At 61.5% G+C, this 26,650-nt stretch carries 26 protein-coding genes; 13 read left to right on the forward strand and 13 right to left on the reverse strand.

The annotated features are described in order from the left end of the window. Window positions 1-3: 3 nt before the first annotated feature. The 3 genes from FP2506_RS02560 to FP2506_RS02570 are packed head-to-tail and all read right to left on the reverse strand — an operon-like array spanning window position 4 to window position 2,256. A complete protein-coding gene (locus FP2506_RS02560) occupies window positions 4-423 on the reverse strand; it encodes a hypothetical protein (protein WP_007065812.1) in 420 nt (139 codons plus the stop codon). Continuing rightward, window positions 401-1,339 (reverse strand): DUF58 domain-containing protein, encoded by a 939-nt coding sequence (locus FP2506_RS02565; RefSeq protein WP_007065813.1) that lies wholly within the window; start codon window positions 1,337-1,339, stop codon window positions 401-403. Before FP2506_RS02565 ends, FP2506_RS02560 begins: the two co-directional genes overlap by 23 nt. After that, complete coding sequence (locus FP2506_RS02570) at window positions 1,339-2,256, reverse strand: AAA family ATPase (RefSeq protein ID WP_244404241.1); 918 nt, start codon at window positions 2,254-2,256, stop codon at window positions 1,339-1,341. Before FP2506_RS02570 ends, FP2506_RS02565 begins: the two co-directional genes overlap by 1 nt. Between FP2506_RS02570 and FP2506_RS18900 the strand changes: the two genes are divergently transcribed. From FP2506_RS18900 to FP2506_RS02580, 3 genes are all read left to right on the forward strand, one after another. Continuing rightward, window positions 2,185-2,352, forward strand: coding sequence for a hypothetical protein (locus FP2506_RS18900; RefSeq protein WP_007065815.1), 168 nt, complete (start codon window positions 2,185-2,187; stop codon window positions 2,350-2,352). The two genes, FP2506_RS02570 and FP2506_RS18900, sit on opposite strands and share 72 nt — an antisense overlap. Window positions 2,353-2,569: 217 nt before the next feature. Then, on the forward strand, window positions 2,570-3,943 hold the full coding sequence (locus FP2506_RS02575; protein ID WP_007065816.1) for a HAMP domain-containing sensor histidine kinase: 1,374 nt from the start codon (window positions 2,570-2,572) through the stop codon (window positions 3,941-3,943). Continuing rightward, on the forward strand, window positions 3,943-4,602 hold the full coding sequence (locus FP2506_RS02580) for a response regulator (protein ID WP_007065817.1): 660 nt from the start codon (window positions 3,943-3,945) through the stop codon (window positions 4,600-4,602). Before FP2506_RS02575 ends, FP2506_RS02580 begins: the two co-directional genes overlap by 1 nt. A gap of 144 nt (window positions 4,603-4,746) precedes the next feature. Here the strand turns inward: FP2506_RS02580 and phaC are convergent, their stop codons facing one another. After that, window positions 4,747-6,591 (reverse strand): class I poly(R)-hydroxyalkanoic acid synthase, encoded by a 1,845-nt coding sequence (phaC, locus tag FP2506_RS02585; RefSeq protein ID WP_007065818.1) that lies wholly within the window; start codon window positions 6,589-6,591, stop codon window positions 4,747-4,749. A 166-nt stretch (window positions 6,592-6,757) separates the two neighbouring features. Between phaC and FP2506_RS02590 the strand changes: the two genes are divergently transcribed. The 3 genes from FP2506_RS02590 to FP2506_RS02600 all read left to right on the forward strand — a co-directional run bounded on the left by FP2506_RS02590 (window position 6,758) and on the right by FP2506_RS02600 (window position 9,957). Next, on the forward strand, window positions 6,758-7,225 hold the full coding sequence (locus FP2506_RS02590) for a hypothetical protein (RefSeq protein ID WP_007065819.1): 468 nt from the start codon (window positions 6,758-6,760) through the stop codon (window positions 7,223-7,225). Between the two features lie 65 nt (window positions 7,226-7,290). Continuing rightward, window positions 7,291-8,508, forward strand: a complete 1,218-nt coding sequence (locus tag FP2506_RS02595) for an LL-diaminopimelate aminotransferase (RefSeq protein ID WP_007065820.1) — start codon at window positions 7,291-7,293, stop codon at window positions 8,506-8,508. A 144-nt stretch (window positions 8,509-8,652) separates the two neighbouring features. Then, window positions 8,653-9,957: a homoserine dehydrogenase gene (locus FP2506_RS02600; protein WP_007065821.1), complete on the forward strand. Its 1,305-nt coding sequence runs from the start codon at window positions 8,653-8,655 to the stop codon at window positions 9,955-9,957. Window positions 9,958-9,963: 6 nt separating this feature from the next. On the opposite strand, the gene FP2506_RS02605 is transcribed toward FP2506_RS02600, so the two are convergent. From FP2506_RS02605 to purC, 5 genes are all read right to left on the reverse strand, one after another. Continuing rightward, the gene (locus FP2506_RS02605) at window positions 9,964-10,371 is read right to left on the reverse strand and encodes a hypothetical protein (protein ID WP_007065822.1); all 408 of its coding nucleotides are present in this window, start codon (window positions 10,369-10,371) and stop codon (window positions 9,964-9,966) included. Continuing rightward, window positions 10,371-11,051: a phosphoribosylformylglycinamidine synthase subunit PurQ gene (gene purQ / locus FP2506_RS02610; protein WP_007065823.1), complete on the reverse strand. Its 681-nt coding sequence runs from the start codon at window positions 11,049-11,051 to the stop codon at window positions 10,371-10,373. The genes FP2506_RS02605 and purQ overlap by 1 nt, the downstream gene beginning before the upstream one ends. Next, the gene (locus tag FP2506_RS02615) at window positions 11,048-11,305 is read right to left on the reverse strand and encodes a hypothetical protein (protein WP_007065824.1); all 258 of its coding nucleotides are present in this window, start codon (window positions 11,303-11,305) and stop codon (window positions 11,048-11,050) included. Before FP2506_RS02615 ends, purQ begins: the two co-directional genes overlap by 4 nt. Before the next feature lie 21 nt (window positions 11,306-11,326). Continuing rightward, entirely contained in the window at window positions 11,327-11,569 is a 243-nt protein-coding gene (gene purS / locus FP2506_RS02620) for a phosphoribosylformylglycinamidine synthase subunit PurS (RefSeq protein ID WP_007065825.1), read from the reverse strand. A gap of 70 nt (window positions 11,570-11,639) precedes the next feature. Then, window positions 11,640-12,404: a phosphoribosylaminoimidazolesuccinocarboxamide synthase gene (purC, locus tag FP2506_RS02625; protein ID WP_007065826.1), complete on the reverse strand. Its 765-nt coding sequence runs from the start codon at window positions 12,402-12,404 to the stop codon at window positions 11,640-11,642. Window positions 12,405-12,735: 331 nt separating this feature from the next. Here purC and FP2506_RS02630 point away from each other — a divergent pair, with 331 nt between their 5' ends. Together FP2506_RS02630 and FP2506_RS02635 are read left to right on the forward strand one after the other, a co-directional pair. Further along, entirely contained in the window at window positions 12,736-13,047 is a 312-nt protein-coding gene (locus FP2506_RS02630; RefSeq protein ID WP_007065827.1) for a DUF1476 domain-containing protein, read from the forward strand. After that, the gene (locus tag FP2506_RS02635; RefSeq protein WP_007065828.1) at window positions 13,044-13,826 is read left to right on the forward strand and encodes an HpcH/HpaI aldolase family protein; all 783 of its coding nucleotides are present in this window, start codon (window positions 13,044-13,046) and stop codon (window positions 13,824-13,826) included. The genes FP2506_RS02630 and FP2506_RS02635 overlap by 4 nt, the downstream gene beginning before the upstream one ends. A 22-nt stretch (window positions 13,827-13,848) precedes the next feature. Here FP2506_RS02635 and FP2506_RS02640 read toward each other — a convergent pair whose 3' ends face one another. Next, window positions 13,849-14,409, reverse strand: coding sequence for an RBBP9/YdeN family alpha/beta hydrolase (locus FP2506_RS02640; RefSeq protein WP_007065829.1), 561 nt, complete (start codon window positions 14,407-14,409; stop codon window positions 13,849-13,851). A gap of 104 nt (window positions 14,410-14,513) precedes the next feature. Next, window positions 14,514-15,350 (reverse strand): tetratricopeptide repeat protein, encoded by an 837-nt coding sequence (locus FP2506_RS02645; protein WP_007065830.1) that lies wholly within the window; start codon window positions 15,348-15,350, stop codon window positions 14,514-14,516. Window positions 15,351-15,483: 133 nt separating this feature from the next. Between FP2506_RS02645 and FP2506_RS02650 the strand changes: the two genes are divergently transcribed. Then, entirely contained in the window at window positions 15,484-16,884 is a 1,401-nt protein-coding gene (locus FP2506_RS02650; protein WP_007065831.1) for a leucyl aminopeptidase family protein, read from the forward strand. A 23-nt stretch (window positions 16,885-16,907) separates the two neighbouring features. After that, complete coding sequence (locus FP2506_RS02655) at window positions 16,908-17,810, forward strand: C40 family peptidase (RefSeq protein ID WP_007065832.1); 903 nt, start codon at window positions 16,908-16,910, stop codon at window positions 17,808-17,810. Between the two features lie 245 nt (window positions 17,811-18,055). On the opposite strand, the gene uvrA is transcribed toward FP2506_RS02655, so the two are convergent. After that, window positions 18,056-20,983, reverse strand: a complete 2,928-nt coding sequence (uvrA, locus tag FP2506_RS02660; protein ID WP_007065834.1) for an excinuclease ABC subunit UvrA — start codon at window positions 20,981-20,983, stop codon at window positions 18,056-18,058. A 224-nt stretch (window positions 20,984-21,207) separates the two neighbouring features. Between uvrA and FP2506_RS02665 the strand changes: the two genes are divergently transcribed. Both FP2506_RS02665 and FP2506_RS02670 read left to right on the forward strand, forming a co-directional pair. Beyond that, window positions 21,208-21,717: a single-stranded DNA-binding protein gene (locus FP2506_RS02665; protein WP_007065835.1), complete on the forward strand. Its 510-nt coding sequence runs from the start codon at window positions 21,208-21,210 to the stop codon at window positions 21,715-21,717. A gap of 35 nt (window positions 21,718-21,752) precedes the next feature. Continuing rightward, complete coding sequence (locus FP2506_RS02670) at window positions 21,753-22,154, forward strand: hypothetical protein (RefSeq protein ID WP_007065836.1); 402 nt, start codon at window positions 21,753-21,755, stop codon at window positions 22,152-22,154. 371 nt (window positions 22,155-22,525) lie between these two features. On the opposite strand, the gene FP2506_RS02675 is transcribed toward FP2506_RS02670, so the two are convergent. Then, window positions 22,526-23,194, reverse strand: coding sequence for a MarC family protein (locus FP2506_RS02675; protein ID WP_040489332.1), 669 nt, complete (start codon window positions 23,192-23,194; stop codon window positions 22,526-22,528). Between the two features lie 209 nt (window positions 23,195-23,403). On the opposite strand from FP2506_RS02675, the gene gyrA reads away from it, so the two are divergent. Then, window positions 23,404-26,256, forward strand: a complete 2,853-nt coding sequence (gene gyrA / locus FP2506_RS02680) for a DNA gyrase subunit A (RefSeq protein ID WP_007065838.1) — start codon at window positions 23,404-23,406, stop codon at window positions 26,254-26,256. Window positions 26,257-26,650: the final 394 nt, after the last annotated feature.

Consider the following 26,650-nt stretch of genomic DNA (forward strand, 5'->3'; position numbering starts at 1 on the left):
CGGTCAGGCTCGTCCGGTCCGCGTAAGCGCGAGAATGTCGCGATCGATGCGGTCGCAGTCGAGGCCGGGTTCACGTCGGTAGATCGCCTCGGAAATCTCGGTCTTCAGCCGCCCAATTAGATCGAAGGCATCGATTTTCGGCTTCCGGCGCTTTCGCGCAAACGACGTCTCCAGTAATCCCAGTGCCTGCGCTTGTGCAAGGAGCCGGTCTCCGGGCTGCAACGCCTTCGCGGCCTCGAGCTTCTCCGTGACGGCCCGGCGAATCGAGGGTTTCGGCTCCGTGGCAAGGCGCAGCATCAGTGCGAGCGCGAGGCCGGCCAGAACCGCGATAGAGAACACGGCGAGGGTTCCCGAGAGATCGAAGGCTTCGAAACCTGGCGGGAGGCGGATCGGGCGTAGCTCAGCGATAAGATCGGGGTCCATCCACCGTCTCCAGAACACGTGCCATGTCGGTCCAGTCCGCATCTGTATCGATGACGCGCAGATCGATACCCGCGCTGCGCAGCCGATCGATGCGCACATCCTGCCGCGCCTCGCTCGTTTTCGGCACGAAGGCCCAGCGCATCGAGGCCGATTCCGGCTCGCCGATGACGAGATAGGGATAAGCGCCGCGCGGCGCGGCCTTCTCGAACCGGTCGCGGATCAAGAGGACGACGATGTCGAAACGCCGGCGTGCGGCGAGAAGCAGCTGGTCGAACTCGGCATCCGCATCGTCCAGCGAGGAGGCGAGCACGATCGTCGTGCCGCTGGAAGACCGGGCGATCGCCTGCTCCAGCATGGCGACGATGGAGATCTCCTTCAGGGTCCCGTGCTCGAGGGCCGCGATGCTCGCCCTGTGGGTCTGTTCCAGCGCCGCGGTCGTCGCTGCCATCGCGTGTTCCCGCGACCGCGGCGGCAGATAAAGAATGCCGTCGCAGCCCTCGGCCATCAGCGAGACGCGCCCGCCGCCCTCGATCACGCGCCAACCGACGAGCGCCAGCGCGCCGGCCGCCGCGACGGATCGGAGGCGGGTCTTCGTGCCCCAGAGCATCGCCGACCGAAAATCGGCGATCAGCAGCGCTGCCCGATCGCGCTCGTCGCGGAAGGTGCGCACATGGGTCTTGGCGGTCCGGGCGGTGGCGGCAGCGTCGATATGGCGGGCATCGTCGCCCTCGGAGAAGAGCCGGACGTCGACGATCTCGAGACCGTTTCCGCGTTTCTTGCCGATATAGCCGCCGGGCCGGCCTGTTGGATTGAGCAGGCGTTCGGGGACGTTGCGCACGATATGGCGCATGGCGAACATCGCCTCGGCATCGATCCAGGTCGGCCCTTCTGCCGCACGTTGGCCCGGCAAAGCCATCAGCTGGGCTCGACCTTATCGAGGAGCTTGGCGACGAGCGAGCGCCCCGTCGCGCCCTCGGCCGAAGCTCGCCAGGTGGGAATGATGCGGTGGGCGAGGATGTCGGGCGCGATCTCCATCACGTCCTCCGGGATCGCGTAGTCGCGGCCTCTCAGATAGGCTCGCGCCCGGGCACCTGCCGCAAGTGCTAACGTGCCACGCGGGCTCACCGCATGTTCGATCTGGCCATGCACTTCGGGTGCTGCGTCCGGATCGCGCGTTGCCATGACGAGCCGCACCACGAAATCCTTCAGCGCTGGTGCGAGGTGGATCTGAGCGGCTTCCGCGCGGGCATCGAGGATCTGCTGGCTGGGGATCGGCTTACCCGCCTGCGGAGCTGTCCCGGCGCCTTCGCTTTCGACGAGTTCGAGGATCGCCAGTTCCGATTCGGCGTCGGGCAGATCGATCATCACATGCATGAGGAACCGGTCGAGCTGCGCCTCTGGAAGAGGGAAAGTGCCTTCGTGCTCGATCGAGTTTTGTGTCGCGACGACCATGAACGGGGCAGGAAGCGCGTAGGTGACGCCACCGGCTGTCACCTGGTTTTCGGCCATTGCTTCCAGGAGCGCAGACTGGACTTTTGGCGGGGCGCGGTTGATCTCGTCGACGAGGACGAGGGAATGGAATATCGGGCCCTCGACGAATTCGAATTTGCCGGCCTCTGGGCGGAACACTTGCGTGCCGGTCAGGTCGGCCGGCATCAGATCCGGTGTGCATTGGATGCGCGAAAAAGAACTTTCAAGGCCGTTTGAGAGCAGTTTGACTGCGCGGGTCTTGGCGAGGCCGGGCGGGCCTTCGAGCAGCAGATGGCCTCCACACAACAACGCAATCATGAGGCGTTCGACCAGGCCCGAGCGACCAATCAGCCGCTTCTCTATTTCGGCCTGAAGGCCGGCGAGATGATGGGCAGGGCGATGCGCGCGATGTATGGGGGAAAACTGGTCTGCGGGCGTCTGTCGTTCGGCAAGCGATGACGTCAAAACGATATTACCTCCCTTGCAGCCACAGGGCCGGAAGTGCCCTCATCCCTTCCTGCGGCCTGCTCTGTTATTGCGCAGATGATCACAAAGCGAAATGGGCTATTCCCCGGTTTGGTCGGGGCATATTGCCCGACGGTTCCGATGTCGACTTGCGTGAACGTGCCGGATCGGTGCTGATAGGCGTGATCTGGAAAGGGAGGCGTCGGGACAGGTGAGCCTCACGATCAAGCTCGCAATCCGGCTTGCGGCGGTCGCCATACTGGCGCTCGGCGTCGCACTGGTGGTCGTCGCGCGCGATACAAGCCTTGCGATCGAAAACGACATCGCTTCGACCCAGGCTCGAGTTTCGTATCAGCTTGAGCGCATGCATCGCGGCGGCAACGGATATCCGATCGAGAACATGCTTCAACTCAGTTCGATCGATATCGTACTCGTCATGACGCCAGGGACGTGCGTGCTCTTCACTCAAGAACGCAATGAGGACATGAGCCGGCGTCTTTGCGCTGGCTGGAACATTTTCGGCGAGGTTGCGCCAAGCTGGTTTCGAAAAGGTGTTGGCGCAGTGCTTGGGCCGTTCGATCCGGTCGTAGGCGAGGTGCCCATTTACGGCCGCGACGGCTACGGCCTGAAGACCTTCTACGACCCTGTCGCAGCTGCGACCCGAGTTTGGCAGCAGGCGCGCCTCCTTACCGGGCTCGCAGCCGGTCTCGCCGCAGCCATCGCGCTTCTCTCGATCGTCGCAGTCGCGCATGCTCTGCGCCCCGTCGGCTCGATCGTACGCGGGCTCGATGCGCTTAAGAATGGCGCATTGGAAACGCGAATTCCGCGGTCTGGCACGCACGAGTTCGACCAGATCGCAGCCGCCGTCGATGCGCTCGCCCAGCGTCTGGAACTGTCGCTGGAAGACCGGCGCGTGTTGATGAAGCGCTTGTTCGCTGTTCAGGAGGAAGAACGTCTCAACCTCGCCCGCGACCTGCATGACGAATTCGGCCAGTGCCTGACCGCCGCCGTCGCACTCACCTCATCGATCGAAGGCAATGCTGGCCCGGACCGGCCCGACATCGCCAGGGACGCGGCAACGCTCTCGCGGATCGAGCGGCGGATGATGGAAACTCTGAAGGGCGCATTCTCGCGGCTCCGGCCGCCGGACCTCGAAGAATTCGGGCTGCGCACCTCGCTCGACGCCCTCGTTCACGAATGGAACGCCAGCCTCTCCGGACGGACGCGTGTGTCGCTTCAGGCGCCGGATGGCCTCGACGAGACGCCGCACGAGGTCGCCGTCGCGATCTATCGAATCGTCCAGGAATGTCTGACCAATGTCGCGCGTCACGCCGATGCAAGTGAGGCTCGCGTAGTGGTCGCCTTTCCCGAAGATGGTCTGCAGCCTTCGATTGCCGTGAGCGTGAGCGACGACGGGGTAGGCTGCCAAACGATGGGTGAGGAGGGACGTGGTTCCGGGCTCATCGGCATGCGCGAGCGGGTAACCGCGTTCGGCGGTCGCCTCTCGATCGTCGACACCGGACGGGGCACCCGGATCGAGGCGCGCCTTCCGCGCAATGTGCCTCTTGCCGCTGCGGCCGAGTGATGAACAGCAAGGCCATCCTTCTCGTCGACGACCACCCTATTGTCCGGGAAGGTTATCGCCGGCTGATCGAGAGCCGGACCCCGCACCGCATCGTCGCCGAGGCGGAAAGCGCATCGGAAGCCTACCGCACCTACCGCATGTGCGAGCCGGATCTTGTCGTCATGGACCTATCTCTACCAGGGCCGGGCGGGCTGGAAGCGCTACGCCATATCCGGCAGTGGGATGGGACAGCGCGCATCCTGGTTTTCTCGATGCACCAAAACCCTGCCTACGCGGTGAAGGCGTTCGAGGCAGGTGCAGTCGGTTATGTCACGAAGAGCAGCGATCCGACCGAACTCTTGGCAGCAATTGAAGAAGCGCTCGAAGGTCGGCGGGCGATGAGCTCGGACATCGCGCGCGAACTCGCCGACGTGCACCTGAACGGCGTCACACCGCTTGCCGGCCTCAGTCCGCGCGAAACGGAAATCCTGAGGATGATTGCGCTCGGCATGACTGACGAGGCGATCGCCGACGGGCTGTCGCTTAGCTTGAAGACGGTGCAGAACAATCACTATCGCATCCGCGCCAAGCTCGACGCTCCGACGGATGCTCTACTAACCCATATCGCGATCGAAGCGGGTCTTCTCGGTGAGAAAAACAGCGCTCGGACCAACAGCTAGTCTTGTCCGCGACGGGTCCGTCCTTTTGGCCGATACCGTCGTGCACTCAGAAGTGGACGGGGTCTCATTTCTAGAACCTGTGGATCTCAACATCTTCGCAAACCCTGCCAGTGGAGCGTTAGAGCAGCACTGACCCGGAAGGTCCTACGCCTGTACCTTTACATATGAACCGGGGGCGTCCTCGATCGCCTTCATTTTCCCGCCGCCCGGCTTGCGCGCTTTGACTTTCTTCGTGCCGGACTTCTCGGCGATCCATTCGGACCAGTGCGGCCACCATGAGCCCGGATGCTCCTCGGCCTTCTCGAACCATTCTTCGAATGTGCCGTCCGCATGCGGCGCGGAGCCCGTCCAATACTGGTACTTGTTGCGGGATGGATGGTTGACGACGCCGGCGATGTGGCCAGAACCTGCGAGGACGTAGCTGACATCGCCGCCGAAGCTTTTCGAACCTCGATAGACGCTCTTGGCCGGCGCGATATGATCTTCCTTCGTGGCGAGGTTGTAGATCGGGATGTCGACAGCGCGAAGATCGATCTTCGTATCGCCGATGACCATCTCGCCCCTCGATAGATTGTTCTCCAGATAACAATTCCGCAGATAGAACAGATGGTTTGCTTTTGGCATCCGTGTCGCGTCGGCGTTCCAGAACAGAAGGTCGAACGGCATCGGATCCTTGCCGCGCAGATAGTTGTTGACGAAGTAGGGCCAGATCAGATCGGCCGAGCGCAGCATGTTGAAGGCCTGCGCCATCTGCGATCCATCAAGGTAGCCCTTTGCCTCCATCGTGGCTTCCAGCGTTTTGAGCTGCTCCTCGTCGACGAAGACGAGGAGATCGCCCGCATATTCAAAATCTACCTGGGTCGCGAAAAGCGTCGCCGTCTGCGGGCGGGTGTCGCCCTTGGCCTTCAGATAACCGATACCGGCGGAAAGCAGCGTTCCCCCGACGCAATAGCCGACCATGTTGAACTCTTTCTCGCCGGTCGCCTTTTCCGCCGTGTCGAGGCCGAACTTGATGCCGTCCTCAATATAGTCCTTCCACGTCTTCATGGCGTGCCGCTCGTCAGGATTGACCCACGATATTAGGAACACCGTGTGACCCTGCTCGACGAGCCAGTTCACGTAGCTTTTCTCGGGCTTCAGATCGAGAATGTAGAATTTGTTGATCCACGGCGGCGTGATGATGATCGGCCGCTTGAAGACCTCGTCGGTCTGCGGTGAATACTGGATGATCTGGCAGATGTCGTTTTGGGCGATCACCTTGCCTTCGGTCAGGGCGATGTCCTCGCCGATCTTGAAGGCGGAATAGTCCGCCTGCCGGACCCTGAGATTGCCCTTGCCGGCGGCGATGTCCTCAGCGAACATCTTCATTCCCTTGACGAGGTTCTGGCCGTTCGACTGGATCGTCTCGCGATAGAGCTCGGGATTGGTCATGATGAAATTGGTCGGCGATAGGGCGTTCGAGACCTGCCGCATGTAGAAGGCCGCTTTGTGCCTCGTATGGTCGTCGAGTCCGTTCGCCTCCTCCACGAGCTCGTCCGCCCATCTGGTCGTCATCAGATAGGCCTGTTTGAGGAAGTCGAAGAAGAAGTTCTGATTCCATTCCTCGTCGGAGAAGCGCTTGTCGCCCTTCGTCGACGACGCGGCCTCGCCGTTCACGCTTTCGCCGGCGAGGCGCCGGATCGAATTGTTCCAGACCGTCATATAGCCGGCAAAGAGGCGCGTCTGAGCCTCAATTGCGCGGGTTGGATCGGTCATCCAATATTCGCCGACCTTGGACAGAGTCTCAACAATCTCGGCCATGGTGACCGGTCCCGTCTCAACGTGATCGCCCTTCTCACGCGGCTCTACCCAAGCGCTCGCCGCCTTGCCGATATGCTCGAACATCCTCGCCATGTTCATAGCGAATTGTTCGGGATCCTTTACTGCGTATTCGTTCGAGAAAGGTACCGGTTTCGTGGTGGGTTTCGACTCGGATTTCTTGTCCGCCATCGTCTTATCCTCCCTGGGCGATCCCTCCAGGATGCGTTCCCATTTCCGCCTTGAACCGGGTCTTAATGCGTTCTGATGACGGTCATTCTTCCGGAACGATGGCGGTTTTGTAAATCGTCTCTTTTAAGGTAAGACACGATCGACGATTTCAAACAGGCCTCTCGTCATGTCGTACAGGTTCGACGCATTGTTTTTTCCGGGCATCTTCGCCGGCGCGCTCGCGCTATCGGGGTGTCAGGCGATTTTCCCCGGCGAGGAAGACGCCTCTCTCGGTGCGCTTCGTCTGAGCCAGGCCGACGCAGTCGCCTCGCAACAGAGGCTCGATGAGGACGGCTATCCGCTACTTGGCGCATATCCCGGTGCCGCAGCGCCACAATTGGCCGATGAAAACGTCGCCGCGCTTAACAGTCGATATAATGGCATTGCGGCCCAGCGCGAGGCCGCTGCGGATGACACCGGATATGCATCAGCGATCTCCCGCGCGGCGAGCGCTCGCGAGCGTCAGGCTGCCGCCGTTTCCACGCTGGACGCTGAGGCGGCCAGCCAGCCCGCTGCTTCCGGGACGACGGAGCGCGGGCCGCGACCGGAAGACGTCCTGCGCCAGATCGAAGCTACGGACGAAACGACCAACTGAATTCGCTTCGGTCTTTCTGGAATCCCAATATCGCGGCCATGAGTTGCCGCACGGATAATCGACCCATGGAAGACTATTACAAGATCCGCCGGCTGCCGCCTTACGTTTTCGAGGAAGTCAACCGGTTGAAGGCCGCGGCCCGTGCGAAGGGCGCCGACATTATCGACCTCGGCATGGGAAACCCGGACCTGCCGACGCCCGCCTTCATTGTCGACAAGCTCTGCGAGGTCGCCCGGGATCCACGTGCCCACCGTTACTCGGCCTCGCGCGGCATCAACGGGCTGCGCAAAGCACAGGCGGCCTTCTACGAGCGACGCTTCAACGTAAAGCTCGATCCGAACCGGCAGGTCGTTGCGACGCTCGGCTCGAAAGAGGGCTTCGCGAACATGGCGCAGGCAATCACAGCGCCTGGCGATGTGATCCTCTGCCCGAACCCGACTTATCCGATCCATGCGTTTGGGTTCATCATGTCCGGTGGGACAATCCGTTCGCTGCCCGCCAAACCTGACGAGGACTTTCTGCGCGCCATGGAGCGTGCGGTCGTCCACTCGATCCCCAAGCCGATCGCCGTCGTCTTGAATTTTCCGGGCAATCCGACCGCCTTCACCGCGACCCGCGAATTCTACAAGGATGTCGTCGACTTCGCGAAGAAGCATGAGATTATCGTCCTGTCCGATCTCGCTTATTCCGAGATCTATTTCGACGATGTTCCACCGCCCTCGATCCTCGAGGTCGAAGGCGCGATGGACGTGGCGGTCGAGTTCACGTCCATGTCGAAGAGCTACTCCATGCCGGGTTGGCGGATCGGCTTTGCCGTCGGCAACGAGCGGCTCTGCGCCGCGCTCGGCCGGGTGAAGTCCTATCTGGACTATGGTGCCTTCACGCCGGTCCAGGTCGCGGCGGCAACCGCGATCAACCAGGGCGACAAGGCCGTCGCCGAGATCCGGCAGGTCTACAAGAAGCGCCGCGACGTTCTGGTCGATTCGTTCGGTCGTGCCGGTTGGGACGTGCCACCGCCGCCTTCGACGATGTTCGCCTGGGTGCCGCTGCCGGCGGCCTACAAGCATATGGGTTCGCTCGAGTTCTCCAAGCTTCTCGTCGAAGAGGCGGACGTCGCGGTCGCGCCCGGCGTCGGTTTCGGCGAACACGGCGACGATCACGTGCGCATCGCGCTGGTCGAGAACGAGCATCGCATCCGCCAGGCTGCGCGCAATCTCAAGCGGTTCCTCGCCAGTGACGAGGGGGAGGGCCAGAAGGTCGTCCCCATGCGGGCTCGCGCCTAGGGTCGCGTCAGAAAGGCCGGCCGGTCCGGCCTTTCAATCTCGCCGCGTTCGGGTTAGCGAAGCCGCACTCGAAACCCTGTCGACGCGCGTCTTTTTCGAAGACTGCTCTTCGCGCCGACCGCTGACGAATTGCGACAAACATTCATGACGACACCATTGCGGATCGGGATCGCCGGCCTAGGCACCGTCGGTGCAAGCCTTGCGCGACTTCTCCAGACCAAAACAGATTCGATCACTCGACGTGCCGGGCGGCCGATCGAGCTCGTCGCAGTCTCGGCGCGCGCCAAAACGAAGAATCGTGGTTTCGACGCGAGCGGCCTTGCTTGGTACGACGATCCCTCCGCCCTCGCTCGCGAGGCCGAGATCGACGGATTCGTCGAGCTGATCGGCGGTTCTGAGGGTGCTGCGCTGGAATGCGTGAGGGCCGCGCTGGAACGCGGCGTTCCGGTAGTGACGGCGAATAAGGCGCTTCTCGCCCATCATGGAGTGGAACTGGCTCGGCTCGCGGCAGAGAACGGCACCGAGCTTCTCTACGAAGCGGCTGTTGCAGGCGGAATACCGATCATCAAAACAATGCGCGAGGGCCTGTCCGGCAACGAGGTGAGCCGCGTCTACGGCATTCTCAATGGCACCTGCAACTACATGCTGACGCGCATGGAGCGCGAGGGCCTTTCCTTCGATCTCTGCCTGAAGGACGCGCAGGATCTCGGCTATGCCGAAGCCGATCCGACCTTCGATATCGGCGGCTTCGATGCCGCCCATAAGCTCGGAATCCTGACCTCTCTCGCTTTCGGCACGGAGATCGACGCCGATTCGATTTACGTTGAGGGAATCGAGGCTGTGACGGCAGAGGACATCGCTGCAGCGGGCGAACTCGGCTATTCGATCAAGCTTCTTGCGGTTGCGCAGAGGACCGATACCGGAATCGAGCAGCGGGTCCATCCGGCGCTGATCCCGGCCGCCGCAGCGATGGCGCAGGTCTCGGGCGTCACGAATGCGGTCGCGGTCGACACTGATCTTCTCGGCTCGATCATGCTGGCCGGGCCCGGCGCAGGTGGTGATGCCACCGCTTCGGCCGTTCTCTCCGATATCATGGACATCGCGACCGGTGTCGTATTGCCGACCCTCGGAATTCCAGCCGACAAGCTACAGCCCTACGTCCGCGCTCGGATGCGCGCTCACGAGGGTGGATACTACATCCGTCTCTCCGTGCACGATCAGGTGGGTGCCTTTGCCTCGATCGCAACGCGCATGGCGGAGAACGGAATTTCGCTGGAATCCATCGTTCAGCGTCGACGTGCCCGTGCCGGCGACAAGGCCAATGCACAGGTGATCCTCGTAACTCACGAAACGACGGAAAACGCAGTACGTGAAGCTCTTCGGGCGATCTCCGACGACGGCCATCTTGGCGGCCAACCGCAGATGCTACGGATTGAGCGGTTGGACTGATCGGGCTCAGGCGACGCAATCGTCGCTGCCGCTTCTCCACCTTTCGATATCGGCTTGTGCACGCTGGCCGATCTCTTCGGTGAGCAGCGGTCCATACACTGCGACATCGCCCGAACCGGCCTGACCTTCGGCGACCAGTAGCGGACGTGCTTCGGGCTCGCCGGCCGGCGTCAGCAGGAAACGCGGCTTGCCGGAGAAGGAGGCGAGTTCCGGCGAAAGGCCGTAAGGTTCGAAGGCCGGGTCGCCTGATTTGAACCAGCAGCGATCGGCATTCAGGGTGAGCCGCTCCATCAGGTCGAGACCCATCTCGGATGGATCGGTCTCAGGCGTTTCGGATGTTGTCGAGCAGGCCATCAGCCCAAGCGATGCACCAAGCGCGATTGGAAGCAGCCCGCGCCTGTTCACGCTCAGCATCAGGCTGCTTCCTGCTGTGTAAGGCCGAGTGCGCCTTCGAAGATCGCGCGCCCGTCGATGCCGCCGTGTTCAGGCTCGATGAGGTTTTCCGGATGGGGCATCATGCCGAGAACATTGCCGTCCGCGTTGACGATGCCAGCGATGTCGTTGATCGCGCCGTTTGGATTGGTGCCCTCGGCATAGCGGAAGACGATACGTCCGTTGTCTTGAAGCGCAGCGAGTGTGTGAGCATCCGCAAAATAGTTTCCGTCGTGATGAGCGACTGGACAGCGGATGATCTGACCTGCCGAATAGCCGCCGGTGAAACGCGTTTTAGCGTTCGTCACCTCGAGCTTCACCTCGCGGCAAACGAAGCGCAGTGTCGTGTTGCGCATCAGCGCGCCAGGCAGCAGGCCGGCCTCGCAGAGGATCTGGAAACCGTTGCAGACGCCCAGAACCGGAACGCCCTTTTCGGCGGCTTCGGCGACGGCGCGCATGATGGGAGAGCGCGCCGCAATCGCACCCGCGCGGAGATAGTCACCGAAAGAGAAGCCGCCCGGAATGACGATCAGATCGGACGGTGGAAGGGATGTTTCGGTCTGCCAGACCGTCTGCGGCAGCTTGCCGGTGATGGTTTTCAGAGCCGCGATCATGTCGCGGTCGCGATTGAGGCCGGGGAGGAGGACGACGGTCGTGTTCATGCGTTCGGACTGTATGGAGTTCCAGGCTCTGCCATCTCGCGCAATTCCAGCCGACGCTCGATCCGGTCGAGGCGCTGGTCGATGCGGGAAAGGACGCCGTAGATGTTGGTCGTATCGGCTTGGATCGAGCCGGCATAACCTCGGATCGCGTTCATTCCTTGAGCTTGTTCGACACCGAGAAGTTCGATGTTGGAAATCCTCTGCTGAAGACTCTTCAGGATTTCCGTCATCAGTTCGTTCGTGACTTCGACCATCGAATTGTCTCCACGCTACCCTCAGTCGATAGAGATAGTGTAATTCTCGATGACCGTATTAGCCAGAAGCTTCTCGCACATCTCCGACAGTCGCTTCTCGGTTGCCGTCTTATCGTCGCCATCCAGCTGCAGGTCGAAGACCTTGCCCTGGCGCACTTCGTCGACGCCGTCGAAGCCGAGATGGCCTAGGGCACCTCCAATGGCCTTGCCCTGTGGGTCTAGGACGCCGTTCTTCAGCGTTACGACGATGCGCGCCTTAATCACGGGATCTGCCTGTCTTTGGAATGGATGATCTTCAATGCCGGTGCCGGCTGCTTGACGGGTTTTTGCCGTCTCACTTGACCAACACCGGCCCGGAGGGGCGGGGCGGCTCGTTCTCGTTCATGATCCCGAGCCGTCGTGCGACTTCCTGATAGGCTTCGACCAATCCGCCCATGTCGCGGCGGAATCGATCCTTGTCCATTTTCTCCTGTGTGTTGATGTCCCACAGGCGACAGGAATCCGGGCTGATCTCGTCGGCAACGACAATCCGCATCATGTCGCCTTCGAAGAGCCGGCCGGTCTCGATCTTGAAGTCGATCAGCTGGATGCCGACGCCGAGGAAGAGGCCGGAAAGGAAATCGTTGACGCGGATGGCGAGAGCCATGATGTCGTCGATTTCTTGCGGGCTCGCCCAGCCGAAGGCAGTAATGTGCTCTTCGGAGACCATCGGATCGTCGAGCTGATCGGCCTTGTAGTAGAATTCGATAATCGAGCGCGGCAGCACGGTGCCTTCCTCGATACCTAAACGTTTGGCCAGCGAGCCGGCCGCGATGTTGCGGACGACAACTTCCAACGGAATGATCTCGACTTCCTTGATCAGCTGCTCTCGCATATTGAGCCGCTTAATGAAATGTGTCGGGATGCCCATCTTGTTGAGATGGCCGAAGATATATTCGGAAATACGGTTGTTGAGGACGCCCTTGCCGTCGACGATCTCGTGCTTCTTCTTGTTGAAGGCGGTCGCGTCGTCCTTGAAGAACTGCACGAGAGTGCCGGGCTCGGGCCCTTCATATAGAATCTTGCCCTTGCCTTCGTAGATGCGGCGGCGACGTGTCATATCATACTCTGTTCTTGGCTTGCGGGACCGAGCCGGAAACCGTCTCAAGGGCCGCTTTTTCTGCGTGAATAGACCAAAGCGCCCGCCATCACAATCGGCGGGCCGGGCTCTGTAGGGAATGAGCGCGATCAAGGTCGGTATTGGCTAGCTGAACGTCAAGCCGCGCTGGGGTCAAGGAGGTAGAACGCAGCCATCTCGTCTGGATTTTTGTACTCCCGCAGATCGCAACGGGCTTATCTCGGTCGCCCATCTCGTCCATAGTGGAAACTGTGAGAATTAGCCGCCGCGCGGACATCTCGCCGCTCGGTGGGCAACGGCAAGGAGACCCGCAATGACGATGGCTGACCGCGAGCGTGATTTTGAGAATCGCTTCATCCACGATCAGGAACTGAAGTTCCGCATTCGGGCTCGCCGCAACAAGCTTATCGGGCTCTGGGCGGCGGAAAAGCTCGGCAAGACAGGGCCGGATGCTAATGCCTATGCGCAGGAGATCGTTCGTGTCGACTTCGAGAAGCCGGGCGACGACGACGTCTTCGATCATCTCATGGCCGATCTTGGCGAGATGGGCATCACCGAAAAGGAGATCCGTGCCCAGATGGAAGAGTTGCTGAAGGAAGCCGAGAAGCAGGTGATGAGCGAATGAGCTCGCATTCCTCTCCGAAAGATCGCTTCCTCGCGATGGCCGGGAGTAAATCTGTGCTCTCGGCCTGGCTCGCCTCGCCCGATCCGTTTACCCAGGAAGCTTTCCTCAAGGCCGACTACGATTTCGTCGTGCTCGACATGCAGCACGGTCTCCTCGACCGAGCTGATGTGCGCGACGCGATCACACGTTGCTACGCTTTCGGCAAGGGTGCCTTCGTGCGTGTGCCGGTGAGTGGGTTCGGCAATGCATCATGGGTTCTCGACATGGGCGCGCAGGGTGTGATCATGCCGATGATCGAGTCGGCTGAGGACGCGCGCGTCTTCGTCAAGCACATGAAATACCCGCCGCTGGGGCTCAGGTCCTACGCTCCCATCCGCGCCGCTCCACTCGCCAAAGGTGGCGACGTCGACGCATATGTGGAGACAGCCAACTCCGAGACCTTCGCTTTTGCGATGATCGAGACCCGTACCGCGCTCGACGCCTTAGACGAGATCGCAGCGATCGACGGCATCGACGGCCTCTTCGTAGGTCCCGCGGACCTCTCGATCGCGCTCTCGGACGACAGCCGCGTCGACATCGACGGCGAGCGGCTGAAGGACGCCATGCGGCGCGTTGCCGAAGCGGCGGAGAGGCACGGCAAGGTCGCCGCGGCCTACGCCGGCGACGCCGCCCACGCGAGTGCCTATTGGTGTCGCGGTTACGACTATGTCGGCATCAGCATGGATTTGAAGATCGTTGCTGAGGCGGCCGAATTGCTCGCCAAGGAGGCGAAGGGCTGACGCTTCGCCAGTCCCACCAAAGTCAATGCGTCGCGGACAGCTTGCTCATGAACTTACCGAAGGTGAGCAGTCCTTCCGGCCAAGGACCATGGCCCGAATCGCCATTGATGTGACCCGACTCGCCCGCATCGATGAAGAGCGAGCCCCAGGCGCCAGCGATGTCTTCAGCGGCGTTGAAAGACGAGAAGACGTCGTTGCGGCTCGCCACCACAATAGAGGGGAAGGGCAGGGGATCGCGCGGATAAGGGCCGAAGGTCATCAGGTGCTTCGGGCGGATCGCGGCGTTCTCCACATCGGGCGGCGCGACGAAGAAGGCGCCGGCAATACGCCTGGTCGCCTCCGGGACGGCGTGAATCGCAGTTGCGACGCCTAGCGAATGAGCAACCAGAACGACGGGTCTCGTCGATGTCCCGATCGCTTCTGCGACGGAGCCGACCCAGTCTTCGCGGACTGGTTTGGTCCATTCGCGCTGCTGGACGCGCCTCGCCGTCGAGAGTTTGCGCTCCCACCGGCTCTGCCAGTGATTGTCCGGCGAGCCTTTATAACCCGGGACGATGAGGATGTCGGCTTCCGCTACTCGCATGGCGGCTGAATTGGCTTCGCTCCATCGCAATGTCAACTGAACGGAGCCGGCCGTGGTCGGGCTTCAAGCAGCGGTTTGCATAAACGTCTTTCGGAACGGCGGGATCAGCCTTCCTGCTCTTCCTCTTTCAGCTTCGACCACGTGTTGTTCTGAGCGAGCATCTCGCGAAGGAAAGCGACGTTGCCCTTGGCCTCGTCCGGCGAGAGCGCGCCGGCTGCGACCTTCTCGGCCTCTTCGAAACGGCCCTGAAGGCCAATCACGAGGGCGAGGTTCTGCCGGATGCGCGCATCGCTATCCGGCTGTTGGAGTGCGGCACGCAGATAGCGCTCGGCAGCCGGCAGATTGTCGGCGAGGAGATAGGACATGCCGAGATTGGATAGGACCGTCGCCTCGTTCGGCTTGAGCACAAGCGCCTTCTGGAAAAGGGCTCTCGCTTCTTCCGGCTTGCCCATCTGGTCGAGGATCGCGCCTTCGGCCGAATAGAGCCTCCAGTCAGGATAGTCGGGTGTCTGCGCTCTGCGGATCGTATCGAGCGCTTTCGGCAACTCGCCGGCTGCTGCGAGCGCCTTGCCGTACGCCGCGAGAACGTCGCGATCCTTCGGATGGGCGATCGCGATCTGGCGCATGACCGCGAGGGACTGCTCGTTGCGACCGGCCATCTGCAAGGCGGCGGAATAAGACAGGCCCACTTGCTTGCTTTGTGGATTGGCCTCGTATTGACGACCGTAAGCGTCGACCGCGTTGCGCAATTCGCCCGACGACATTTCCGCCACTGTCTTGGCTGATTGCTGCTGGACCGACTGCTGCGGTGCGGTGCGCGAGATCGAACCCGTCGTCTCGTAGCTGACCTTGTTAGCGCAGCCCGTTATGCCGAGGGCGGCGATCGAGGCTGCGACGAGGAGGGCCTTTCTGGAAGACGATATCGGACTAATCTTGCGCATGCGCTGAGCTCTCGTCTTCGTTTCGACGGAATGGGATACCCGATGCCGCGACAGGGCTATCGGGCCATGGCTCAAAGCATAAATCGTTAACCCTAATGGCCGGTTAATGCCCGGCTCTAACGCCGGAGTGCCGATGCCCGTTTCCCTCGTTGCAGAACGCGCCGCCAAGTCTCGCCCCATCGTACCCGTGCGGCAGGGCGAACGGGATAATCTCCTCGGCGAAACCCGCGACTGGGCCAAATTTTCGAAGTTCGACGGCGAGGCGGGTGACACCTGCCTCGTGCCCGGCGAGTGTGGAGTTCGATCCATTCTTTTGGGTCTAGGGCGTCCGGAAAAGCGTGATCCAAGTAGCTCCGCGCGCGCAGCATTGCTTGCAGGTGTTCTTGCCCGCAAGCTGCCGGAAGGCGACTGGCATTTGCCGCCCGAGTCCGAACTGGATGCGGAACTGGTTGGGATCGCTTTGAAGCTCGGCGCCTACAAGTTCGATCGATACAAGACCGGCAACGCGACCGACGGGCCGGCACTTCGTTTCCATCTTGGCGATGGACCCGATCTCGACCGGATCGCCGCAGTTGCCGACGGCGTGTGTCTAGCGCGCGATCTCATCAATACACCGGTCAACGACATGGGCCCGGCGGACCTCGAACAGGCCGCGCGCGATCTCGGCGAACGCTTCGGCGCCTCCGTCTCCGCGATAATCGGCGACGCGCTTATCGAGCATAACTTCCCGATGATCCATGCGGTAGGCCGGGCAAGCGTCTCACCGCCGCGCCTCGTCGATCTTACGTGGGGGCGGGCGGATGCGCCGAAGGTGACGCTGGTCGGAAAGGGCGTCTGCTTCGACACGGGCGGGCTCGACATCAAGCCCCCTTCGAACATGCTGTTGATGAAGAAGGACATGGGCGGCGCGGCGAACGTTCTTGGGCTCGCCTCCATGATCATGGCCGAAAAACTCGGCGTGAGGTTGCGCGTCCTGATCCCGGCCGTCGAAAACTCGATCTCCGGCTCGGCCTTCCGGCCGAGTGATGTGCTCACGAGCCGGAAAGGCAAGACGGTCGAGGTTGGCAATACGGATGCAGAAGGCCGCCTGGTGCTCGCCGATGCTCTATGCCTTGGCGACGACGAGGAGCCGGAGATCATGATCGATATGGCGACGCTTACAGGCGCTGCTCGCGTCGCGCTCGGCACGGATCTCCCTGCCTTCTTCAGCGACGACGAAAGCCTCGTGGAAAGTGTCGCTGAAGCCGGTGTTCGTCTCGCCGATCCGTCCTGGCGTCTGCCTCTCTACCGTCCTTATGGGACCGATCTCTCTTCGAAAGTCGCTGACACCAACAATATCAGCCCCGGTGGTTTTGCCGGCGCGATAACGGCGGCGCTTTTTCTCGAAAGCTTCGTCGAAAAGTCGAAGGCCTGGGCGCATTTCGACATTTATGGCTGGCGTCCAAAGGCATCGGCAATTGGGCCGGTTGGCGGTGAGGCCTATGCCATCCGCGCTCTTTTCGACGTGATCGCGAAGCGTTATCCGGCGAAATAACCAAGAATGCATCGACCGAGAGAATGACAGAAACACTGAATCCCCGCCTCAATGCCTATCGCAGCGATCTCGCCGATCTTCGGTTGAAGGGTCAGGTTGAGGCAGAACACTTCATTGAGGGCCAGCCCGGCGTCGTCTCCGTCCCGCTAGCCCCGATCCATCGCGCGCCCGCCCATGATGCCGCACTCGACACCGAAGCCCTCTTCGGCGAACGACTGCTGGTCTTCGATGAGACGGTCGTTGACGGCGAGGCCTGGGCGTGGGTGCAATTGGATGAAGACGGCTATGTGGGCTACACGCCCTTCGCCGCGCTGAAGCGCCTCGGCGGAAACGGTGAGGCGAACATGCCTACCCATCGCATATCGGTTCCGCGCACGCTGCTTTTTCCAGAGCCCGACATAAAGCGCCCGCCGGTCGCGGACTTGCCAATGGGAGCGCTGGTAAAGGCCGTCGGCGAGGCTGAAGACCACAATGCCCGCTATCATCTGCTCGATGGCGGCGGTGCCATCGTCAAACAACACGCCGAGGCATTCGACACGGATGCCGACGACTTCGTCTCAGTAGCGGAGCGCTTCCTTGAAACACCTTATCTCTGGGGCGGCAAAAGCGCGCTCGGTATCGACTGTTCGGCGCTGGTTCAGCTCTCCTGCCAGATGGCGGGCATCGACGCCCCGCGCGACTCGTCCGATCAGGTGCGCGAACTTGGAACCCGGATCGCGGGCATCGAAGCCCTTCAGCGCGGAGACCTCCTCTTCTGGCCGGGCCATGTGGGCATCATGATGGATGGCCAACGCCTGCTGCACGCCAACGCCTATCACATGATGACTGCGGTCGAGCCACTCGCCGAAACGCTGGAGAGATTCGACAAGAAGGGGGCGGCATTGAGTGCGGTGCGCCGTATCCCAGGCAAGCGGAAAGAGGGGTGAGAAGTTGCCGCGGGAAGCACGAAAGAGCAGCGGATTTGTTTGGATTCCGAGCGAACGAAGCCCTTCGGACCCTCAAGGGTGAACCACGCTATGTACCCGGCTTCGTGACATGGAGGGTGACACCCTGCTGGCCAGGAATGGTGCCGAAGTTCTCGACCAGCGCAACAAAGGACCGGACTGCGATTTCTCGCGCGGCCCGGCGGACGTAGCGATGCGAAACGAACGGCTAATGACCGTGGCGTAGCTTATTCTGCAGCGATCTTCGTGACCTTCTTCGTCGGGCGACGTTGCAGAAGTTCCTTCAAAAAGCGGCCGGTGTAGCTCTTCCAGCTCTCGCAGATCTGTTCGGGCGTGCCGGCAGCGATTATCTCGCCGCCGCCGTCGCCGCCCTCAGGACCGATGTCGACCAGCCAGTCGGCGGTCTTGATCACCTCGAGATTGTGCTCGATGACCACCACCGTGTTGCCGCGCTCGACGAGGCCGTGCAGCACTTCGAGAAGCTTGGCGACGTCGTGGAAATGCAGGCCCGTCGTCGGCTCGTCGAGGATGTAGAGCGTCTTGCCGGTCGCCCTGCGCGACAACTCCTTGGCAAGCTTCACGCGTTGAGCTTCGCCGCCCGACAGCGTCGTCGCTTGCTGGCCGACCTTGATATAGCCGAGGCCGACCTCCTTTAGTGCTACGAGTTTGTCTCGCACGGCCGGGACCGGCGCGAAGAAGTCGACGCCTTCCTCAACGGTCATGTCGAGCACGTCCGCGATCGACTTTTCCTTGTAGGTGACCTCCAGCGTCTCGCGATTGTACCGCTTGCCGTGACAGACGTCGCAGGTGACGTAGACATCCGGCAGGAAGTGCATCTCGATCTTGATGACGCCGTCCCCCTGGCAGGCCTCGCAGCGGCCACCCTTCACGTTGAAGGAGAAGCGGCCCGGTTGGTAGCCGCGCGCCTTCGCCTCGGGGAGGCCCGCGAACCAGTCGCGGATCGGCGTGAAGGCGCCCGTATACGTCGCCGGATTTGAGCGGGGTGTGCGCCCGATGGGTGATTGGTCGATGTCGATCACCTTATCGAGGTGCTCCAAGCCCTCGATCCGGTCGTGCTCGGCCGGCACGTCGCGGCCGTTGGCGATACGGCGCGATGCTGCCTTGAAAAGCGTCTCGATCAGGAAGGTCGACTTGCCGCCGCCTGAAACGCCCGTGACGCAGGAAAACAGACCGAGTGGGATTTCGGCGGTAACGTTCTTCAGATTGTTGCCGCGTGCGCCGACGACCTTGACCGCCTTGCCCTTCTTGGCGTTCCGCCGAACCTGCGGTACCGGCACGCCCATCTCGCCAGAGAGATACTGCCCAGTGATGGAGGACGGTTCTTCCATGATGTCCTCGGGCGTACCCGAGGCAATGATTTCGCCGCCATGGACACCCGCCGCCGGGCCGATATCGACCACATGATCGGCGGTGCGGATCGCGTCCTCATCGTGCTCGACGACGATCACCGTGTTGCCGATGTCGCGCAGGTGCTTGAGCGTGACGAGCAGGCGCTCGTTGTCGCGCTGGTGGAGACCGATGGACGGCTCGTCCAGCACGTAGAGCACCCCAGTCAGACCCGATCCAATCTGCGAAGCGAGGCGGATGCGCTGGCTCTCTCCGCCGGATAGCGTTCCCGAAGAACGCGACAGTGTCAGATAATCGAGCCCGACATCGTTTAAGAAGCGCAGCCGGTCGCGGATCTCTTTCAGGATCCGGACGGCGATCTCGTTCTGCTTGTCGCTCAGATGTTGCGGCAATTCCTCGAACCAGTCGACGGCGTGGCGGATCGAAAGGTCGCTGACCTGACCGATATGTTGGCCGTGGATTTTCACCGCCAGCGCCTCGGGCTTCAATCGGTTGCCGTTGCAGGCAGGGCAGGGCGTTGCCGACATGAAGCGCTCGATCTCCTCGCGCATGAAGGCGGAGTCGGTCTCTCGCCAGCGGCGCGAAAGGTTCGGCACGACGCCTTCGAACGTCTTCGTCGTCGAATAGGCGCGCAACCCATCCTTGAAGCGGAATTCGACCTTTTCCTTACCGGTACCGTTGAGGATAACCTCTTTGGCTTCGTTCGAGAGATCGGACCACTTGTCAGTCTGCTTGAAGCCGTAGTGTTTGCCGAGACCGTCCAGCGTCTGGCCGTAATAGGGCGAGGTCGACTTCGCCCAAGGCGCGATCGCGCCGTTCTTCAGCGTCATGTTTTCGTTCGGCACGACGAGCTTGGGATCGACTGCTCGCTGCGAGCCGAGGCCGTCGCATTTCGGACAGGCCCCGAAGGGATTGTTGAACGAGAACAGGCGCGGTTCGATTTCCGGGATCGTAAAACCAGAGACCGGACAGGCGAACTTTTCTGAAAAGAGCAACCGTTCGTGGGTCTCGTTCTTGTTTCGATTTGCGCCTGCATCTGCGAGCCGCTCTTTCGGCAGAGGCCTATCGGCGAACTCTGCGACCGCGAGGCCGTCCGCCATGCCGAGGGCGGTCTCAATCGAGTCGGCAAGACGTGACTTCATATCCTCGCGCACCACGATGCGATCGACCACCACGTCGATGTCGTGCTTGTACTTCTTGTCGAGGGCAGGAACTTCGGCGATCTCGTAATATTCGCCGTCGATTTTGACGCGCTGGAAGCCTTTTTTCTGAAGCTCGGCCAGTTCCTTGCGGTATTCGCCCTTGCGGCCGCGGATCATCGGCGCGAGCAGGTAAAGGCGCGTGCCTTCCTCTAGCGCTAGCACCCGATCGACCATCTGGCTCACGGTTTGGCTCTCGATCGGCAGGCCTGTCGCCGGCGAGATCGGCACGCCGACGCGCGCGAAAAGCAGGCGCATATAATCGTATATTTCGGTGACAGTCGCGACGGTGGAACGGGGGTTCTTCGACGTCGTTTTTTGCTCGATCGAAATCGAAGGCGAGAGGCCCTCGATGGAGTCGACGTCCGGCTTCTGCATCATCTCCAGAAACTGCCGTGCGTAAGCAGACAGGCTCTCGACGTAACGCCGCTGGCCTTCCGCATAGATAGTGTCGAAGGCTAGGGAGGATTTGCCCGAACCGGAAAGCCCCGTCATGACGATCAGCTTGTCGCGCGGAATGTCGAGATCGACGTTTTTAAGGTTATGTTCGCGCGCACCACGAATGGAGATCGTCTTGAGATCGGACATCAACGAAACCGGCAAGAAAGAAGGAAGCTTGAATTCGGCCTATCTATGGAAAGTGCCCTTGAATTTAAAGCACTGATTGACTCGACGAAAGACTTTGTTCTAATTTTGTTCCACGCCTCCGGCGAAGCGCCGTAGGGCATTTTCTGTGAACGAGCCGGACTGCGCACTTTCGCCGCTGCTGGTGCGTCGCTAGGTTCGCGCGCAACTGTGCAAGGGAGTTTCCAATGGCCGGCAGCGTCAACAAAGTCATTCTGGTCGGCAATCTCGGGGCTGACCCCGAAATGCGGCGCACGCAGGACGGCAAGCCAATCGCGAATTTTTCCGTCGCGACGTCCGAAAGCTGGCGCGACCGCAATTCCGGCGAGCGGCGCGAGAAGACCGAATGGCACCGGGTCGTCTGTTTCAACGAGGGCCTCAACAAGGTCATCGAACAGTATGTGAAGAAGGGCTCGAAGGTGTATATCGAAGGGCAGCTTCAGACCCGCAAATGGCAGGGACAGGACGGGCAGGACCGCTACTCGACCGAGGTCGTGCTGCAGGGGTTCAACTGCACTCTCACCATGCTCGATGGGCGTGGCGAAGGCGGCGGCGGAGATTACGGCGGTGGCGGATCGCGCGGTGGCCCGCCGTCCGGCGGCTCGCGCGGTGGTGGCGAATACGGGAGCGGTCCCGGTGGAGGTAGCGGCTACGGTGGCGGCGGATCCCGCGATTTTGACGACGAGATTCCGTTCTGATCCCAAGGCCTGCACGACCGGGGAAGGCAGGTGAGATGGTAGATCGTCCCGTAGGTTCGTCGCTGACCATAGCGGCTCTGGCGCTCACCTGGTGTGTCCTCGGCGTTCTCGTCTCGGGACCAGCGGCGGCAGGCGAACCGGTCGTCGAGAACGTCGAGGTCACCAGAACGGGCGAGGGCGTCTATAGTTTTGCCGTGACGCTCAGTCATGGCGACGAGGGCACGGACCACTACGCCGATCGTTGGGAGGTCAAGGCCGCGGACGGAACCGTCTACGGCACCCGTGAGCTTCTCCACCCGCATGTGAACGAACAGCCGTTTACCCGGTCCGAATTCGGCATAGAGATTCCGACCGACGTCACGACTGTTTTCGTCTCGGGCCACGACAACGTACATGGCGACGGCGAGGCGGTGGAGGTGGCTCTGCCAACGCAGTAGCGCGGGGCTGGGTCGAAGAGAATGACGATGGCGGGATAACGCCGCTCCATGCGACGGCCCAGGGTAGAATTCGCAAGATACGACGCTGAAGATGACCCAAAGCGCAGCCTATGCATCTACTCGACCGGGCCATGCGTGCAGGAGAGTTTGAGTCATAAACTTGCTCGAAGCGGAACCTCCTCGATTTTGCAGAGGTTCGCATGCGGTTCGGGGTTCGGTGGCGAACCATATTCGCGCCGCTTCCAGACTGCTTCTCTCGCTGCGTTTCACGAGTTCGTCCCGCGGTGGTTGATTCGGAGGCGATGAGAAGGGGGGCGACCCGGACGCCCCAACGCGAAGCGAACCCAGAGCCAAACCGCGATTGAAAGCAGTCACGATGAAGCGGCAGGGGTCTTCCCGATAGAGAAGAGAGCGCCAATCCCGTCTGCAACGAACTGCACGGCGAGCGCCGCCAGGATCACTCCGAGTACGCGGGAGATGACGCCCCTACCGGTCGCGCCGAGTATCATGTCGAGCCGGTGGGCAAAGGTCAGCGAAGCGCACGTGATCAGAAGCGTGACCGCGATCACCGCAACGACGCTCGCCTTGCCGACGGCGCTCGGCAACTGGCCGGAGAGAAGGATGACGGCGGCGATCGCGCCCGGACCGGCGATCAGTGGAATGGCCAGCGGGAAGGCAGCGACGTCGGTATCTTCTCCGGGCTCGTCGTCTTTCTCCGCGACGGCCTTGGTCGCGCTCTTGCCCTTGCGTTCGTTGCGCCGCTCGAAGACGAGTTCGAACCCGATCACAAAGAGGAAGAGGCCACCTGCAACGCGGAAGGCGCCGAGCGAGATTCCAAGCGCTTCGAGAATCGTGAGGCCGAGAAGCGCGAAGACGGTGAGGATGCAGAAGGCGATAAGGCACCCCTTCCATGCCATCGTCATCCGTGCCTTCTTCGAGACGCCGGGTGTCAGCGCCAAGTAAACCGGAATCAGGCCGAGCGGATCGACGATGACGAACAGCGTCACGAAGCCGTTGAGAAGCAGATCGACCATCGACATATCCCGTTTGAGCCGTAGCTTGGCTGAGAACACGGAAAGAAGTTCAGTGGCAAGTACGGCACCGCTCTCGCCGTCAGAGCGAACGTGGCCTGCGAGAGACTTTGGAAAGCTACAGAAGGCGGTCCGTAAAGGCCTTCGAAGGTTTGCGCTGACGAGCGCCTTCGGGCTATAGCAAGCCCACGAATTCGCATCGATTTCTGGACACATCCTTGGCTGACGATAACGACGACTTGACGCCCTCCGACAAGCCGACCGGCGGGCCGCCGGAAGGTGGCGGCATCGGTACGGTTTCCATCATCGACGAAATGCAGCGCAGTTATCTCGATTACGCCATGAGCGTGATCGTGAGCCGTGCGCTACCTGACGTGCGCGACGGCCTGAAGCCGGTGCATCGGCGCATCCTCTACGCCATGCACGAGATGGGCCTTACTTCGACTCGGCCCTACCGCAAATCGGCCGGCGTCGTCGGCGAAGTGATGGGTAAATATCATCCACACGGCGACTCGGCGATCTACGACGCACTCGTGCGCATGGCGCAGGACTGGTCGCTGCGTGACAGGCTCATCGAGGGCCAGGGCAATTACGGCTCGATCGACGGCGATCCGCCGGCGGCCATGCGTTACACCGAGTGCCGGCTGCGCAAGATTTCCGATACGCTGCTCGCCGACATCGACAAGGAAACCGTCGACTTCCAGGAGAACTACGACGGGCGCGAGCAGGAGCCGGTGGTTCTGCCGGCCGGGTTCCCGAATCTCCTCGTCAACGGGTCAGGCGGTATCGCCGTCGGCATGGCGACGAACATTCCGCCCCACAACCTCGGCGAGGTCATCGACGGCTGCGTCGCGCTGATCGACAATCCGGCGATCACGCTGCCCGAAATGATGGAGATCATTCCGGGGCCGGACTTCCCGACCGGTGCGATCCTCCTCGGCAAGGCGGGAATACAGTCGGCCTATTCCACCGGCCGCGGCTCGCTGCTGATGCGGGGCAAGGTGCATACCGAAACGATCCGCGGCGATCGCGAAGCGATCATCGTCACCGAGGTTCCCTATCAGGTGAACAAGGCGACGATGATCGAGAAGATGGCCGAACTCGTGCGTGATAAGCGCATCGAAGGCATTTCGGACATTCGCGACGAGTCAGACCGCGAGGGCTACCGGGTCGTCGTCGAACTGAAGCGCGATGCGTCCGCGGACGTGATCCTCAACCAGCTCTATCGCTTCACGCCGCTGCAGACCTCGTTTGGCGCCAATATGGTGGCGCTCAACGGCGGAAAGCCTGAGCAGCTGACCCTGATGGACATGCTGTCGGCCTTCGTCGCGTTCCGCGAGGACGTGGTCAACCGGCGCACGAAGTACCTCTTACGCAAGGCGCGCGAACGGGCGCACGTCCTGGTCGGCCTTGCAATCGCTGTCGCCAATATCGACGAGGTGATCAAGCTCATCCGCGCCGCCCCCGATCCGGCGACGGCCCGCGAGCAACTGATGACGCGGGAATGGGACGCGAAGGATGTCGCCCCGCTTGTCAGGCTCATCGACGATCCGCGCCACCGGATTTCCGATCAGGGTACCTATCGCCTCTCGGAGGCGCAGGCCCGCGCGATCCTCGACCTGCGGCTCCAGCGCCTTACGGCTCTTGGCCGCGACGAGATCGGCGACGAACTCGAAAAGATCGGCGCCGAGATCAAGGACTATCTGGAGATCCTGTCGTCGCGCACCCGCGTGATGCAGATCATCAAGGACGAGCTTACCGCCATCCGTGATGAGTTCGCGACTCCGCGTCGGACCGAACTCTCCGAGGGCGCGGCCGATCTCGAAGACGAGGACCTGATCCCGCGTGAGGACATGGTCGTGACCGTCAGTCACGGCGGCTACATCAAGCGCGTGCCGCTCAGCGTCTATCGGTCCCAGCGCCGCGGCGGCAAGGGTCGCTCGGGCATGAGCCTGAAGAACGACGAGGATTCGGTGACCCGGCTCTTCGTCGCAAATACCCACACGCCGGTGCTGTTCTTCTCCTCGCGCGGCATCGTCTACAAGGAGAAGGTCTGGCGGCTGCCGCTCACGACCCCGCAGGGGCGTGGCAAGGCGCTGGTGAACCTCCTGCCGCTCGAAAAGAACGAGCGCATCACCTCAATCCTGCCGCTGCCGAACGAGGAAGAGGCGGCCGAACGCACCAATGTGATGTTCGCCACCACCCGAGGCACGGTCCGGCGCAACAAGCTGAGCGACTTCACGAACGTGAACCGCAATGGCAAGATCGCGATGAAGCTCGACGACGAGCAGGATTCGATCCTCGGCGTCGCGACCTGTTCGGAAGACGACGACGTGCTGCTGACAGCTTCGTCCGGCCAGTGCATCCGCTTCCCGACGACCGATGTTCGCGTCTTTGCGGGCCGCAATTCGGTCGGTGTGCGCGGCATCTCGCTGGGCAAAAGCGAGACGGTCGTCTCTATGGCGATCCTGCGCCATGTCGACGCTTCGGCCGAAGAACGCGCCACCTATCTGAAGATGCGCCGCGCCGTCGAAGGCGATACCAATGGCGAGAGCGACAGCGATGAGGAGGCCGTTGCGGACGTCGCGATCGATCAGGAGCGCTACGCCGAGCTCGGCGCACGCGAGGAAATGATCCTCACCGTTTCGGAATACGGTTATGGCAAGCGATCGTCATCTTACGAGTTCCGCACCTCCGGACGCGGCGGCAAGGGCATTCGGGCGACCGACACGAACCGGCTCGACAAGCTGGGCGCGCTTGTTGCCGGCTTCCCGGTGGAAAACGAGGATCAGCTGCTCCTCGTCACCGATCGAGGCCAGGTAATCCGTGTACCGGTCGACGGGATCGGCATGAAGGGCCGCGCGACCGGAGGTGTCACAATCTTCCGCACGGCCGATGGGGAGCGTGTCGTTTCTGTCGAGCGTATTCCAGATCAGGGCACGGACGAAACGGGCGAGGCCGATGCCGATGTCACCGATAGTGTTGCTCCGGACGGCGGCGACGGTGATGGCGGGTCAGATGGACCGATGCGTGATGCCGAGGGCGACGAGGGGTCGATCGACGAAAGTTGAGTAAATAATCTCGACGCGCGAGAAAAATGCCGTTCTCAGAATTATGAGAACGGCACGAACATCATAAAAGCTGGTTTTACTTGAAATTCACTAATGTCAGCGATGGAAATGGCGTGATTTCACCCTTACGCGCGACCGATCCTGATCACTGTGCAAAGTGACGAGGGTTGCGGCCGTAAGGCTGACGACCATTGCAAGAGATAGCGCGACGACCAGCATTGAATGTCTCTCCTCGTTTTCTCGCATCGAATACGTTTCAAGATGCCGAATAGTTCCGTGCTACGGAGGCGAATGCCGTATGGACGGGTTGTGGCGTAAGATAGCCACAACACTCGCGCTTCGCCATCGAGCGGATTGTATCGATCTGTAATCGTCAATTAGAGCTTTCTTTTCG

It is taken from the genome of Fulvimarina pelagi HTCC2506, from assembly GCF_000153705.1.
GTDB lineage: Bacteria > Pseudomonadota > Alphaproteobacteria > Rhizobiales > Rhizobiaceae > Fulvimarina > Fulvimarina pelagi.